Here is a 14,358-nt window from a genome sequence, read left to right as displayed (position 1 = left end):
GATGGTGAGCGACGAAAAGACCGCCGGGCGGGTCGTGCTGGCGGGTGCGCCACTGGGCAACATCGGCGATGCCTCGGCCCGGTTGCGTGAGGTCCTGGCCTCGGCGGACGTGATCGCGGCGGAGGACACCCGGCGTCTGACCCGGCTGGCCCGCGACCTGGGTGTCACGGTGCGCGGCCGGATCGTCTCCTACTTCGAGGGCAACGACGAGCGGCGTACGCCCGAGCTCGTCGAAGCCCTCGAGGGCGGCGCGGTGGTCGCCGTGGTGACCGACGGTGGCATGCCCAGCGTCTCCGATCCCGGTTACCGGCTGGTCCGGGCCGCGCTGGACGCCGGCTACCCGGTGACCGCGGCGCCCGGCCCGAGCGCGGTGACCACCGCGCTCGCCCTGTCCGGCCTGCCCAGCGACCGGTTCGTCTTCGAGGGTTTCCTGCCGCGGTCCGGTTCGGGGCGCCGGAGCCGGCTGCGGGAGCTGACCGGTGAACCGCGCACGCTGGTCTTCTTCGAGGCGCCGCACCGGATCGTGGCGGCGCTGGAGGACCTGACGGCGATCTTCGGCGGGGAGCGGCCGGCCGCGGTCTGCCGGGAGCTGACCAAGACGTACGAGGAGGTGCGCCGCGGCGGGCTGGCCGAGCTGGCCGCCTGGGCCGCGGCCGGCGAACCGCGCGGCGAGATCACGCTGGTGGTGGGTGGCGCGCCGGCCGGGCCGGCGGAGCGGCCGGCGGACGAGGAGCTGCGCGCGGCGGTCGCCCGGTGCGAGGCCGCGGGCACGACACGCCGGGACGCGATCCAGGCCGTCGCGGACGAGTACGGCTTGAAGAAGCGCGACGTCTACAGCCTGGTGCACAGCGCTCAGTAGGCGGCGATCAGGAATCCGAGCAGCAGCAGAACGGGACCGGCGAGGCAGGCGAGGACGGCCCGCCGCCGGGCCCGCCGGGACTCCAGCCGGCGCGCCCCGGTCGCCTCCGCGATGCCGTAGCCGCAGACCAGCACCAGCAGGAACCCGAGCGTCCAGCGCAGGTGCATCAGATAGCCGGTGGGCGTGGTGTACGCCTGGGTGCTGTCCGGGCTGACCATCCGGGCCGGGGAGACCGCGCCGGCGTCGCGGTTGTCGCCGGCGATGCCGAGCAGTGTCACCTGGGACACGCTGAACTGCCCCTCGCCGGCGGTGAACCGTCCGGTGCAGCGCTGGGTCAGGCCGCTGCCCTGGCATTGCGTGGTGGTCGCGAAGCCCTCGTCGCCGTGCCCGACCGCCAGCCAGAACGGTTCGGCGCTGACCCATCCGAAGAACGCGGCCATCAGACCGAGCGTGAGCAGCGCGACCAGGGCGCTCGCCGGGTTGCGTACCGGCGGTTTGCGGCGCCGGTCCGGCCGCCGTGCGGCCTGCTCGGCCGCCCGCCGGGCACGTTCCTCCTCGGTCAGCCAGAACGTCGAGCTCTCCATCCGCTCCAGCCGCGCCGCGACCGCGGGAGAGGCGGCCGGCGGCCGATGCGTGGTGAGGGCCACGGTGGGCCGGTTGCGGTCCTCAGGTTCTTCTTCCGGTACGCGCGAAGCGTCCCCGTTCCCGCCGGGCTCGATGATCATCAGCTCGCCGGCGGTGGCGAGCCGGGAGCCCTCGGCCGGTTCCTGGTCCGCCTGCCCGCGCCACCAGGCGCCGTCGGGGTCGGCGGGGGTCCACGGGTTGGCCTGGCCAGGTGTTTCTCCGGGCTGCGGCGCGTCTCCGGTCACCTGATCATTGAACGCCGCGGGCCACCATCGGGTACGTCATCTATGGGGCGTGTCGGGACAAAAAGGCATTCCGGCGTGCCGGGTGGCAATCCGTTCGCAGCGCACCGTCAGCGGTCACTACGCTGGGGAGCCATGAGTCACGTTCTCGCCGCGGTCGCCTGGCCCTACGCCAACGGCCCGCGCCACATCGGTCATGTTTCCGGTTTCGGAGTGCCTTCCGACGTCTTCAGCCGGTACATGCGGATGGCCGGTCACGACGTGCTCATGGTCTCCGGCACGGACGAGCACGGCACCCCGATCCAGGTCCAGGCCGACGCCGACGGGGTCACCCCGCGTGAGCTCGCCGACCGCTACAACCGGGTCATCGTCGAGGACCTGCACGGGCTGGGGCTCTCCTACGACCTGTTCACCCGGACCACCACGCGCAACCACTACGCCGTGGTGCAGGAGCTGTTCGAGGGGCTGCACCGCAACGGGTACATCGTTGCGCGCACCACTCTCGGCGCCATCTCGCCGTCCACCGGCCGCACCCTGCCGGACCGCTACATCGAGGGCACCTGCCCGATCTGCGGCTACGACAGCGCCCGCGGCGACCAGTGTGACAACTGCGGCAACCAGCTCGACCCGGAGCAGCTGCTCAACCCGCGCTCGCGGATCAACGGGGAGACGCCGCAGTTCGTCGAGACCGAGCACTTCTTCCTGGACCTGCCGGCGTTCGCCGAGGCGATCGGCAGCTGGCTCGACCACCGGGAGAACTGGCGGCCCAACGTTCTCAAGTTCTCCCGCAACCTCCTGGACGACCTGCAGCCGCGGGCCATCACCCGGGACCTCGAGTGGGGTGTGCCGATTCCGCTGGACGGCTGGCGGGACCGGTCCGACAAGCGGATCTACGTCTGGTTCGACGCGGTGATCGGTTATCTGTCGGCGTCCATCGAGTGGGCTCGGCGTACCGGGGATCCGCAGGCCTGGCGCCAGTGGTGGTCGGCCGACGCGCAGGGCAAGGACGCGTCCGGTTACTACTTCATGGGCAAAGACAACATCGTCTTCCACTCGGTGATCTGGCCGGCCCTGCTGCTCGGCTACTCCGGCGAGGGCGACAAGGGCGGCGACGCCGGCGAGTTCGGCAAGCTCAACCTGCCGACCGAGGTCGTCTCCAGTGAGTACCTGACGATGGAGGGCAAGAAGTTCTCGTCGTCCCGGCGCGTGGTCATCTACGTGCGCGACTTCCTGGAGCGCTACGACGCGGACGCGCTGCGCTACTTCATCGCCGCCGCCGGCCCGGAGTCGAACGACACCGACTTCACCTGGGCCGAGTTCGTCCGGCGCAACAACGACGAGCTGGTCGCCGGCTGGGGCAACCTGGTGAACCGGTCGATCTCGATGGCGGCGAAGAACTTCGGGGCCATCCCCTCTCCGGGTCCGCTGACCGCCGAGGACGAGGCGGTGCTCGCGGTCGCCAAGGCCGGTTTCGGTACGGTCGGCGAGCTGATCGGCAAGCACCGGCAGAAGGCCGCGATCGGCGAGGCGATGAAGGTGGTCGCCGAGGCGAACAAGTACCTGTCGGAGCAGGCGCCGTGGAAACTCAAGTCGGACGAGGACAAGCCGCGCCAGGCGACGATCCTGCACGTCGCGCTGCAGGTGGTCAGTGACGCCAACACGCTGCTCACCCCGTTCCTGCCGCATTCCGCGCAGAAGGTGTTCGAGCTGCTCGGCGGCGAGGGCGTGCACGCGCCGATGCCGCGCATCGAGGAGGTCGAGGACCTCGACGGCGGTCCCGGCTACCCGATCCTGACCGGTGACTACACCGGCGGAGCGCGCTGGCAGTCGGTGCCGCTGGTGGCCGGCACGCCGTTGAGCGCCCCGAAACCAGTTTTTCGCAAACTCGACCCGTCCGTCATCGAGGAGGAGCTGGCCCGGTTGGGCGAAAGCTCCTGACCTGCGGGATCTTCCTGATCGATGCCCGTCGGTGCCGGTTCGGCACCGGCGGGCATCGTCGTCGATGTGGCGGATTCCACGTCGGCTGTCCGTTTATGGGATTGATCAGGTCTACGTAGATCCGGTACCGTCACGTCGCCACGGGGGAACGTGGGCGTTTCATCGGTACGACTGCGTCACGGCGCAGGCACCGAGCGTGACGCCTTCCTTCTTCGTGTGGATCCACCCCCTCGAAGGAGTTTCGTTTTGAAACCACGTCTTTCGCGTCCGCTCCTGGCGGCGCTCGTCAGCGGCGCGCTCGTCGCAGGTGGCGCGGTCTACACGTCCCCGGCCTCCGCTGCCCCCGTGCAGGCCCTCAAGGCTGACCCGTCGGCCAGCGCGTCGGCCGACCCGTCGCCGAGCGTCACGGAAAGCGAGACGACGCCCGCCAGCCCGTCGCCGAGCGTCTCGGCGAGTGACACCCCCGTCAGCCCGTCGCCGAGCGTTTCGACGAGTGACACCCCCGTCAGCCCGTCGCCGAGCGCCCCGGTGAGCCCGTCGCCGAGCACCTCGAGCAACCCGGCGACGCCGGACACCAAGGCGCCGACCGGCACGTTCAAGCTGAACCGGACCTCGATCTGGTACGGCCAGACGGTCACCTTCAGCCAGACCACGCTGTCGGACGGCGACGGCAGCAAGCCGGAGCAGATCGTCCGGAAGATCAGCTTCGGCGACGGCACCAGCGTCACGCTGCGCGGCACCCAGAACACCTTCACCAAGAAGTACACCAAGCTCGGCAAGTTCACGGTCACCGAGACGCTGACCGACCTGGCCGGCAACACCGGCACCGCGAGCACCAAGTACACGGTCACCGTCGCCATCCCGGGTAAGTACTCGCTGAGCGCGAAGACCGTGTACCGGGGTCTGCCGTTCAAGGTGTCTGTCACCAACATCCCGGCTGGCACCAGCGTGATCCGGATCTACTGGAGCGACAACACCTACACGAAGTACAGCCCCAATGGCAAGAAGTCGGCGACGTTCACTGGTTGGATCCGCAACCAGAACGACAACCCCGCGTTTCCTGTGATCGTCGGCAAGCGTTCGATCACCGCTACCTTCCAGAACGCGGCGGGCATGACTGCCCCGTTCCGGATCGGTCAGATTACGGTCCTGAACGACACGACGAGGCCGACACTGACGATCACGAAGCCGTCGAGCCCGAGCCGGGTCAGCTCTTGGAAGACCGTTCGGGGCACCGCCAGCGACAAGGGTAGCGGGTTGCTGCAGGTGAGGGTTACGGTGCTTCGGGCGACCACCTCGGGCAAGACATATTGCATGACCTCGAAGAGTGCGTGGAAGCGCTACACCACTGACGCCCCGCCCGCCTTCTGTAAGACGTTCCCGGTGAAGGTGGCCAAGGGTAAGTGGTCTTTCAAGCCTGCGCCTGGTCTCACGAAGGGCTACGTCCTCGTGCTCGCAGCCGCCGTGGACAAGCTGGACAACGCAAAGATCGTTATTCGTGAGGGCGAGCTCACCCGCAACTGAATCTGATCACTTGAAAGGGCCGGCGAAAGCCGGCCCTTTTTCGTGTGCTCAGATCTGGTAGGCGAGGTCCGCCAGATGATGTTCGGTCAGCTCGTCGATCGGCGCCCACGACTCGTACACGCCGCGCTCGTAGCAGCGGGCCCCGGTCAGGTTGACCGCGTCGGCGTCCGGGCGGACCAGCCGCAGCCGGGCCCAGGTCTCGTCGCGCTGGAGCACCCAGCAGGGGATGCCGCGCCACAGCGCCTGCTCGGCCCGGCGGCTCAGCGACTGCACCGGGTACCGGGCGGCCCGGGTCAGCGCCCGCACCCGGAACTCGCCGGGCGGGTCGGCCACCGCCTCGTACTCCTTGCCGTTGATCCGGCCGACCAGCTTCGCGGTGCCGGTCGCGGTGCACGGCACGTACTCCCGGTCCGGGCTGACGCCGGGAATCTCACCGAGCAGGCCCCGCCAGCGTGGCCCGGCCAACCGCAGCCACCCGTGCTGCTCCGGCTGGTACGTGTAGAGCACCACCTCGTCCCCGCCCGGCACATACGCCAGCAGCTGGGCGTTGGCGGGTAGCGGAAGATCGGCGAAACCGCTGGTGACGTACTCCGGGATCAGGTCGTCGGTGCTCGGCGTGAACCCGGTGCCGAGGACCATCGCGCCGATCCGGGAGTGAGCCGGCAACGCGGCCAGGCCGGGCTGCGCGGGTTCCGCCGGCACCTCGAAGTCCATCGGGTCGGTGGCCCGCCAGCGCAGCGCGAACGCCACCCGGTCGTCGGTGGCGCCGTCGGTGCGCAGCAGGGTGAGCTGTTCCGGCTCGCGCAGGTGGGCGATGTCGCAGGACCGGTAGCAGAAGCCGTACGGCAGCCAGCCGCCGAGATGGCCGGCGACCTGTGCCGCGGAGAGCACCTTCGTCATCCGGGTGCCGCGGCGGATCGCCGCGGTGGCCCGGATCCGGTGGAGTTCAGGATCCTCCCGGTACGCCACCGACTGGCTCATCAGCTGCACCTGCTGCCATGTCAGGTCGCGGCGCAGCGGAGCCATCAGGGGCGCGTCCAGCGGGTCGGCGCCGATCTCACTGTCCTCACCGGTCACGGTCACGCGGCGCAACCTAAGTGACGCCGGTGGATGCGGGATGAACGGCCGGTTACCGGAAAACGCGACGTGCACAATGTCTCACATGCCTTCACCATCCGAATCGCGTCGTGCGAAGAACGCCCGCCGGGCCGGGGAGTTCCCGCCGGCTCCGGAGCCGCTCGCCGTGCCGGTCTTCGACAGCCACACCCACCTCGACCTGACGGTTCAGGAGGCGGGTGTCCCCGGCGGCGCGTCCGGCGACCCGGTCGAGGCGCTGATCACCGCGGCGGCGAAGAGCGGGGTGGACCGGCTCGTGCAGGTCGGCGTGGACGTCGACTCGTCGCGCTGGGGCGCCGAGCTGGCCGAGCGGCACGGCTCGGTGCTGGCCACGGTCGCGCTGCACCCCAACGACGCGCCGCGGCTCTCCGATCTCGACAGCGCGCTGCGGGAGATCGAAGCGCTCGCCGGCCGCCCGCGGGTGCGGGGCATCGGGGAGACCGGCCTGGACACGTTCCGTACCGGGGAGGAGGGCCGGGCCGCCCAGGAGGAGAGTTTCCGGGCGCACATCGCGATCGCGAAGCGGCACGGCAAGGCGCTGGTCATCCACGACCGGGACGCCCACGACGACGTGTTGCGCGTCCTCGACGCGGAGGGCGCTCCGGACACTGTGGTCCTGCACTGCTTCTCCGGCGACGCGGAGTTCGCCGCCGAGTGCGTGCGCCGTGGCTATTACCTGAGCTTCGCCGGGACGGTGACCTTCGCCAGCGCGGGTTCGCTGCGGGAGGCGGCCGCGCTCACCCCGATCGAGCAGATGATGGTGGAGACCGACGCGCCCTATCTGACGCCTACGCCGTACCGGGGGCGGCCGAACGCGTCGTATCTGATCCCGCTGACCGTGCGGGTCCTGGCCGAGGCGCGGGGTGTCGACGCCGACGAGCTGTGCGCGGCGATCTCGGCGAACGGGGAGCGGGTCTTCGGGCCCTGGTAGGGCTTCAGTCCAGCTCGACCCAGGCGGCCGCGCCCAGTTCGCGGCTGAGCTGTTCGAGCTGGGTGGCGAAGGCGGTGGGCGCGGCGTGCAGCGGGCCGCGCGACACCATCCGGACCGCCCATTGGTGCCCGGGGGCGATGTTGAAGATCCGGCGCACCACCCGGGAGCCGCGCGGGTCCGGCTCCACGGCGGTGACCCCGCGGTACCACCACTCGCCCTGCTCGGCGACCGAGCGGGCAGCCTGGTCCACGGTCACCGTGAGCCGGCTGCCGTCACGGATCACCACGAACTCGCCGTGGCCGGACCGCTCGATCGTGCCCTCGGCGGCGAGCGGGGACCGGCCGCCCGGCAGCACGTCCAGCAGCACCCCGGCGACCTCGTCCGGGGTTGCTTCGATGACACCGCGCAGCACGAGCAGCTCGCTCATGAATCATTACTACCCGGCGGTGTCCAGTCCGCCGGGTCGCCCACCTAGGCTCTGGGCATGGCTGAATCGCTGCTCGGCCCGGCGGAGATCCGGGAAATCGCCGCCCGGCTGGGCGTGGCGCCGACCAAGAAGCTCGGCCAGAACTTCCTGCACGACCCGAACACCATCCGGCGCATCGTGGCCGCGGCCGGCCTGCGCCCGGACGACGTCGCCCTGGAGGTCGGGCCCGGCCTGGGCTCGCTCACCCTCGGCCTGGTCGGCGCGGCGCGGCACGTGCACGCGGTGGAGATCGATCCGGCCCTGGCCGCCGCGCTGCCGGACACGGTCCGGGCCGAGCACCTGACCGTGCACCCCGCCGACGCGCTCCGGGTGAGCGGCGACCGCTTCGACCCGGCGCCGACCATGCTGGTGGCGAACCTGCCGTACAACGTCGCGGTGCCGGTGGTGCTGCACCTGCTGGCCGAACTGCCCACGCTGCGCGGCGGGCTGGTCATGGTGCAGAAGGAGGTCGCCGACCGGCTCACCGCCGGCCCCGGCTCGAAGGTGTACGGCGTGCCGTCGGTCAAGCTGGCCTGGTACGCCGAGGCCAGACCGGCCGGCAAGGTGCCACCGGCGGTGTTCTGGCCGGTGCCCAACGTGGATTCCGGCCTGGTCGCCTTCACCCGGCACACGCCGCCGGAGGGCGCCGACCGCGCGGCCGTCTTCGCGGTGGTCGACGCGGCGTTCGCCCAGCGCCGCAAGACCTTGCGGGCCGCGCTGGCCGGCTGGGCCGGCGGCCCGGACCGCGCCGAGCAGGTGTTGCGTGCGGCCGGCATCAGCCCGCAGGCGCGTGGCGAGTCGCTCACGGTGAGCGAGTTCGCCGCGATCGCGGCGGCGGCGAAAGTGTCGGAGCACGGCGGTAAGCTCAGCCCGTGACTGAGGCCTGGGGACCGGACGACGACGAGCCGCGCCCGCACCACGGCCCGGTCAAGGTGCGTGTGCCGGCGAAAATCAACCTGCACCTCGGCGTCGGTCCGCTGCGTCCCGACGGCTATCACGAGCTGAACACCGTCTATCACGCGATCAGCCTCTTCGACGAGCTCACCGCCCGCCGCGGTGACACGCTCACGCTGACCATGGAGGGCGAGGGCACCGGCGAGCTCGCGCTCGACGAGAGCAATCTGATCATCCGGGCCGCCCGGGCGCTGGCCACCCGGGGGCGGGTTCCGGCGTTCGCCCGGCTGCACCTGCGCAAGTCGATCCCGCTGGCCGGCGGGCTGGCCGGTGGCAGTGCCGACGCGGCCGCCACGCTGATCGCCTGCGACATGCTCTGGGGTCTCGGCATGTCCCGTGAGGAGCTGGCCGAGGTGGGCGCCGAGCTCGGCTCCGACGTGCCGTTCCTGCTGCACGGTGGCACTGCGCTGGGCACCGGTCACGGTGAGACGGTCAGCCCGATCCTGGCCCGCCCGACCACGTGGCACTGGGTGGTCGCGGTCGCCGACGGCGGCCTTTCCACCCCGTCCGTCTACCGCGAGCTGGATGTGTTGCGTGACAGCTCGTGGCCACCACCCCCGCTCGGCGGGCCGGATCAGCTGATGGCCGCGCTGCGCCAGCGTGACCCCGAGGTGCTCGGCGCCGCCCTCGGCAACGACCTGCAGCCCGCCGCGCTCTCGCTCCGCCCGCAGCTGGCCGACGTGCTGAAAGCCGGTCACGAGGCGGGCGCGGTCACCGGCATCGTCTCCGGTTCCGGGCCGACCTGCGTCTTCCTGACCACCGATGCCGGGCACGCGCAGCGGGTCGCCGCCGGGCTGAACGCGGCGGGGGTGTGCCGGGCCGCGGTCACCGCGCGAGGGCCGCAGCCGGGCGCGCGGGTAATCTAGACGCATCGTGGCCAACATCATCAACCTGGACCGGGTCAACAAGGGTTACGGCGCCGCCGGTCAGCTGCTCACCGACGTCTCGCTCGGCTTGGACGACGACGCCCGCATCGGCATCGTCGGTCTCAACGGCGCCGGCAAGTCCACCCTCCTCCGCCTCCTCGCCAAGATCGAGGAGCCCGACTCCGGCCGGGTCACCCACCGGCGCGACCTGCGGGTCGCCACCCTGCCCCAGAGCCTGAACCTGGCCGGCGACCTGACCGTGCGGGACGTCGTCCTCGGCACCGCCTGGCTCGCCGAGGGCATGGGCGCCGAGCACGAGTGGGCCGGCGACGCCGGAGTCCGCCTGATCCTCGACGGCCTCGGCATGGGCTACCTCGGCCTGGACACCCCGGTCGGGCCGATGTCCGGTGGCGAGCGCCGCCGGGTGGCGCTCGCCGCGCTGCTGGTCCGGGAGAGCGACCTGCTCATCCTCGACGAGCCCACCAACCACCTGGACGTGGCGGGTGTCGACTGGCTCGCCAAGCACCTGCTGACCCGGAAGGGCTCGCTGGTCGTGGTCACCCACGACCGCTGGTTCCTCGACGAGGTCTGCACCGCGACCTGGGAGGTCGTGGACGAGCAGGTGCACACCTACGAGGGCGGTTACGCGGCCTGGACCCTCGCCCGGGCCGAGCGGCAGCGGGTCGCCGCAGCCGTCGAGGCCCGCCGGCAGAACCTGTTGCGCAAGGAGATCGCCTGGCTGCGCCGCGGCCCACCGGCGCGCACGTCGAAGCCGAAATTCCGGATCGACGCGGCGAACGAGTTGATCGCCGACGTGCCGCCTGTCCGCGACACAGTCAGCCTGCAGAAACTGGCCACCACCCGGCTCGGCAAGCAGGTCTACGACCTGGAGCAGGTCACGCTGAACGCCGGGCCCAAACCGATCTTCGGTGAGCTGACCTGGCAGGTCGGCCCCGGCGACCGGATCGCCATCCTGGGTGCCAACGGCGCCGGCAAGACCACCCTGCTGCGTCTGCTCGCCGGCATCACCAAGCCGGATGGCGGCCGTCTGGTCACCGGCTCGACCGTGCGCCCGGCGTTCCTCTCCCAGGAGCTCAAGGAGCTGCCCGGGCACCTGCGCCTGCTGGAAGCGGTGGAGGAGGTCGCCAAGCGGGTCAAGCTCGGCGACCGCGAGCTGTCGGCCGGCCAGCTCGCCGAGGTGTTCGGCTTCACCGACAAGCGGATCTGGACCCCGGTCAGCGACCTCTCCGGCGGCGAGCGGCGCCGGCTCCAGCTGCTCCGGCTGCTCGCCACCGAGCCGAACGTGCTGCTTCTCGACGAGCCGACGAACGACCTGGACACCGACACCCTGGCCGCGCTGGAGGACCTGCTCGACTCGTGGCCGGGCACGATGGTGGTGGCCAGCCACGACCGCTACCTGGTCGAGCGCGTCACCGACACGGCGTTCGGGATGTTCGGCGACGGCCGGCTGGTGCACCTGCCCGGCGGAGTCGACGAATATCTGTCCCGTGTCGGCGATCCGAGTGCTCCGGGCGTACCGGCAAAGGATGCGCAAGCGGCGCCGAGCGCGCCGGGCCTCTCCCAGGGTGAGTTGCGCCAGGCTCGCAAGGATCTGGCCCGGCTGGAACGCCAGATGGACAAGCTTTCCGAGAAGGAAGCGAAAATCAACGAGAGCCTGGCCGAGCACGGCAGCGACTACGACAAACTGATCGAGCTGGAAGCGCAGCTCAAGGCCGTGCGCGAGGAACGCGCACAGGTTGAGGAGAGCTGGCTCGAGCTGGCGGAGCAAGTGCCCCATTAAGGGATCCGGGGGGTGTGCCTGCGCCGCTTGTGGGGGATACGCGAGAATCGGCACGTAGGCACCCGACCTTGGAGACGGAACCATGGCGCACACCCCGGTCAACCACCCGCTTCGGCCGATCTACCGGATAGTCGGTTTCATCGTCGGGGCATACCTGGTGGCCTTCGGCATCCTCGGGTTCATCCAGACCTCGGGTGAGAGCTTCACCGGACCCGGCATCCGGGTCCTCGGCCAGGGCACCAACATGCTCTGGTCGATCGTGTCCCTGGCGGTCGGCGCGATCGTGCTGCTGACCACCGCGGTCGGGCGCAACCTCGACGTCGCCGCCGACAAGTACCTGGGCTGGGGCCTGCTGGTGCTGGGCAGCTACGAGCTGGCCGTGCTGCGCACCGACGACGTCAACATCTTCGGCTTCACCATGTCGACGGTGGTCGTCACCTACCTGGCCGGCCTGCTGCTGATCACGGTGAGCCTGTACAGCAAGGTCGCCCCGCGGTCCGAGGCCGGCGCGCCCCGCCAGGTGCGCGAGGGTCGCACCGCCTGATCTCTCTGATCGCCTGATTCACCTGACCCGTCGGGGTCCGCTCAGCGGACCCGGCGGGTCAGCAGGCCCGGTTTCGTCTCGAGGTGGGACAGACCGTTCCAGGCCAGGTTCACCAGGTGCGCGGCGACCATCTCCTTCTTCGGCTTGCGCGCCTCCCGCCACCACTGCCCGACCAGGGCGACCATCCCGACCAGCGCCTGCGAGTAGAGCTCGGCGACCTTCGGGTCCAGGCCCCGGCTCTTGAACTCGGCGCCCAGGATGTGCTCGACCTGATGCGCCACATCGCTCATCACGCTGGAGAAATTGCCGCCTCCGGCGGAGAGCACCGGCGACTCCCGGACCAGTACGCGGAAACCGTGCGGTTCCTCCTCGATGTAGTCCAGCAGCGCCAGCGCCGCCTGCTCCAGCAGCTCGCGCGGATGCCCGGCGGTCAGGGCCGTGGCGATCCGGTCCAGCAGGGCCCGCACCTCCCGGTCGACGACCACGGCGTACAAGCCTTCCTTGCCGCCGAAGTGCTCGTAGACCACCGGTTTCGACACCTTGGCCCGGGCGGCGACCTCCTCGACGCTGGTGCCGTCGTAACCGCGTTCGGCGAAGAGCTGCCGGCCGATCACGATCAACTGCTCACGGCGCTGGGCTGCCGACATCCGTACCCGCGGCGTGCGTCTGTCCCCCTGATCGCTCACCGCCCCATCCTGCCAGCCTCGTTCTCGCCCGCTCGCGGCTCTTGACGTCTCTTGTCGTCGCGCCGAACGGCTGTCGCCCGACAGACTTCGTCCGCTTGCCACGATCGTCGAGGGGGACGCTAGGCTAGCCACGGAACCATTCGGCCGTGGTGTAATTGGCAACACTCTTGGTTTTGGTCCAAGCTTTCCGGGTTCGAGTCCTGGCGGCCGAGCAATTTCTGTGGTAATCGCCCTGGTGGGTGGTACAAGCCCGTTTGGGCTGCGGGCGGCGTCATCGGACGCCGCCCCCGCAACATGCCACTGCGAATTGATGGAGTTGCCGCGTGAGCCAGGCCCCCAGCCGTACCGTTGTCGTCCTTGCCGCTGGTGAGGGCAAACGGATGAAGTCCGCGACCCCCAAGGTTCTGCAGCCGCTCCTCGGCCGCACGCTGCTCGGGCACGTGCTCGCCGTCGCTCAGGCCATCCACACCGACCGCACCCTGGTCGTGGTCGGGCACAAGGCCGACCAGGTGGGTGCGTACCTCGCCGACGCCGCGCCGGAGGCCACCCCGGTGCTGCAGGCCGAGCAGAACGGTACGGGTCACGCCGTCCGGATCGCCCTCGACGCCGCCCCGGAGCTGACCGGCACGGTGGTGGTGCTCAGCGGCGACGTGCCGCTGCTGCGCCCGGAGACGGTCGAGGCGCTGCTGTCCACCCACGAGCGGGCCGGCGCCGCGGCGACCGTGCTGAGCGCCGAGGTGGCCGAGCCGGGCGGGCTGGGCCGGATCGTCCGGGATAAGGACGGCAACCTGGAGCGGATCGTCGAGCAGAAGGACGCCTCCGCCGAGGAGCGCCTGATCCGCGAGGTCAACTCCGGGATCTACGCCTTCGACGCGGCGCTGCTGCGGGAGGCGCTCGGCAAGCTCTCCACCGACAACGCGCAGGGCGAGGAGTATCTGACCGACGTCTTCGGGATTCTCGCCTCGCAGGGGCACCCGGTGGCGATCGAGGTCGCCGAGTTCGCGTACGAGACGCTCGGCTGCAACGACCGGGCGGAGCTGTCCCGGCTGCGGGTGCTGATGCGCGACCGGGTCAACGACGGCTGGATGCGTTCCGGGGTGCTGCTGCTCGACCCGGCCACCACCTGGATCGACGTGACGGTGACGCTGGAGCCGGACGCCGTGGTGGATCAGAACTGCAAGCTGTCCGGCAGCACCACGGTGGCGCGGGACGCGGTGATCGGCCCGGACACCACGCTGATCGACACGACGGTGGCCGAGGGCGCGACCGTCCTGCGTACTCACTCGATCGGGGCGCAGATCGGTCCGGAGGCGACAGTCGGACCGTTCTCGTTCCTGCGGCCGGGGACCACGCTGGCTCGCAAGTCCAAGATCGGCGGTTTCGTCGAGGCGAAGAACGCCGAGCTCGGCGAGGGCGCCAAGGTGCCGCACCTGACCTATGTGGGTGACGCGACGATCGGGCCGAAGGCGAACATCGGCGCGGGCACGATCTTCGCCAACTACGACGGCGTGCGGAAGAGCCGGACCGTCGTCGGTGAGGCGGCGTTCGTCGGGTCGGACACGGTTCTGATCGCGCCGGTGGAGGTCGGTCCGGGGGCGTACGTGGCCGCGGGCAGCGCCATAGCGAAGGATGTTCCGGCCGGCAACCTGGGGGTGACCCGGGCGCAACAGCGCAACGTCGAGGGCTGGACCGCGCGCAAGCGTCCGGGGACGGCTTCCGCCGCTGCCGCCGAGGCCGCGGATACCACCTCTGAGCAGGAGTGATCCAGCTGGGGTGAGCCATCCCACCCAGCGGGCTCGAAACGTGG

The 14,358-nt window shown here is 70.6% G+C and carries 13 protein-coding genes and 1 tRNA gene; 10 read left to right on the top strand and 4 right to left on the bottom strand.

The window, feature by feature from the left end; translation table 11 throughout:
• Position 1 precedes the first annotated feature (1 nt).
• Positions 2-859, top strand: coding sequence for a 16S rRNA (cytidine(1402)-2'-O)-methyltransferase (rsmI, locus tag OHA21_RS35425; RefSeq protein WP_328462518.1), 858 nt, complete (start codon positions 2-4; stop codon positions 857-859).
• Here the strand turns inward: rsmI and OHA21_RS35420 are convergent.
• Positions 853-1,728: a hypothetical protein gene (locus OHA21_RS35420; protein ID WP_328462516.1), complete on the bottom strand. Its 876-nt coding sequence runs from the start codon at positions 1,726-1,728 to the stop codon at positions 853-855. The genes rsmI and OHA21_RS35420 overlap by 7 nt on opposite strands.
• Before the next feature lie 132 nt (positions 1,729-1,860).
• Here OHA21_RS35420 and metG point away from each other — a divergent pair, with 132 nt between their 5' ends.
• Both metG and OHA21_RS35410 read left to right on the top strand, forming a co-directional pair.
• Entirely contained in the window at positions 1,861-3,663 is a 1,803-nt protein-coding gene (gene metG / locus OHA21_RS35415) for a methionine--tRNA ligase (protein ID WP_328462514.1), read from the top strand.
• A gap of 246 nt (positions 3,664-3,909) precedes the next feature.
• Positions 3,910-5,187: a PKD domain-containing protein gene (locus tag OHA21_RS35410; RefSeq protein ID WP_328462512.1), complete on the top strand. Its 1,278-nt coding sequence runs from the start codon at positions 3,910-3,912 to the stop codon at positions 5,185-5,187.
• A 48-nt stretch (positions 5,188-5,235) separates the two neighbouring features.
• Here OHA21_RS35410 and OHA21_RS35405 read toward each other — a convergent pair whose 3' ends face one another.
• A complete protein-coding gene (locus OHA21_RS35405) occupies positions 5,236-6,270 on the bottom strand; it encodes a hypothetical protein (RefSeq protein ID WP_328462510.1) in 1,035 nt (344 codons plus the stop codon).
• Between the two features lie 70 nt (positions 6,271-6,340).
• On the opposite strand from OHA21_RS35405, the gene OHA21_RS35400 reads away from it, so the two are divergent.
• On the top strand, positions 6,341-7,234 hold the full coding sequence (locus OHA21_RS35400) for a TatD family hydrolase (protein WP_328462508.1): 894 nt from the start codon (positions 6,341-6,343) through the stop codon (positions 7,232-7,234).
• A 4-nt stretch (positions 7,235-7,238) separates the two neighbouring features.
• On the opposite strand, the gene OHA21_RS35395 is transcribed toward OHA21_RS35400, so the two are convergent.
• Positions 7,239-7,661, bottom strand: coding sequence for a hypothetical protein (locus tag OHA21_RS35395; RefSeq protein WP_328462506.1), 423 nt, complete (start codon positions 7,659-7,661; stop codon positions 7,239-7,241).
• Between the two features lie 57 nt (positions 7,662-7,718).
• Here OHA21_RS35395 and rsmA point away from each other — a divergent pair, with 57 nt between their 5' ends.
• The 4 genes from rsmA to OHA21_RS35375 all read left to right on the top strand — a co-directional run bounded on the left by rsmA (position 7,719) and on the right by OHA21_RS35375 (position 11,865).
• Positions 7,719-8,576: a 16S rRNA (adenine(1518)-N(6)/adenine(1519)-N(6))-dimethyltransferase RsmA gene (gene rsmA / locus OHA21_RS35390; protein ID WP_328462504.1), complete on the top strand. Its 858-nt coding sequence runs from the start codon at positions 7,719-7,721 to the stop codon at positions 8,574-8,576.
• Positions 8,573-9,520 carry a 4-(cytidine 5'-diphospho)-2-C-methyl-D-erythritol kinase gene (locus tag OHA21_RS35385; protein ID WP_328462502.1) on the top strand — a complete coding sequence of 316 codons (948 nt, stop codon included), beginning with the start codon at positions 8,573-8,575 and terminating at the stop codon, positions 9,518-9,520. Before rsmA ends, OHA21_RS35385 begins: the two co-directional genes overlap by 4 nt.
• A gap of 7 nt (positions 9,521-9,527) precedes the next feature.
• On the top strand, positions 9,528-11,321 hold the full coding sequence (locus OHA21_RS35380; protein WP_328462500.1) for an ABC-F family ATP-binding cassette domain-containing protein: 1,794 nt from the start codon (positions 9,528-9,530) through the stop codon (positions 11,319-11,321).
• 82 nt (positions 11,322-11,403) lie between these two features.
• Positions 11,404-11,865 (top strand): DUF4383 domain-containing protein, encoded by a 462-nt coding sequence (locus OHA21_RS35375; RefSeq protein WP_328462498.1) that lies wholly within the window; start codon positions 11,404-11,406, stop codon positions 11,863-11,865.
• 41 nt (positions 11,866-11,906) lie between these two features.
• Here OHA21_RS35375 and OHA21_RS35370 read toward each other — a convergent pair whose 3' ends face one another.
• The gene (locus OHA21_RS35370; RefSeq protein WP_328478737.1) at positions 11,907-12,512 is read right to left on the bottom strand and encodes a TetR/AcrR family transcriptional regulator; all 606 of its coding nucleotides are present in this window, start codon (positions 12,510-12,512) and stop codon (positions 11,907-11,909) included.
• Between the two features lie 179 nt (positions 12,513-12,691).
• On the opposite strand from OHA21_RS35370, the gene OHA21_RS35365 reads away from it, so the two are divergent.
• A tRNA-Gln gene (locus OHA21_RS35365) sits at positions 12,692-12,763 on the top strand.
• A gap of 111 nt (positions 12,764-12,874) precedes the next feature.
• Entirely contained in the window at positions 12,875-14,314 is a 1,440-nt protein-coding gene (gene glmU, locus OHA21_RS35360; protein ID WP_328462496.1) for a bifunctional UDP-N-acetylglucosamine diphosphorylase/glucosamine-1-phosphate N-acetyltransferase GlmU, read from the top strand.
• Positions 14,315-14,358: the final 44 nt, after the last annotated feature.

The organism is Actinoplanes sp. NBC_00393 (assembly GCF_036053395.1).
In the GTDB taxonomy this organism is placed as follows: Bacteria; Actinomycetota; Actinomycetes; order Mycobacteriales; family Micromonosporaceae; genus Actinoplanes.
This window is presented reverse-complemented; position numbering and strand designations above follow the sequence as displayed.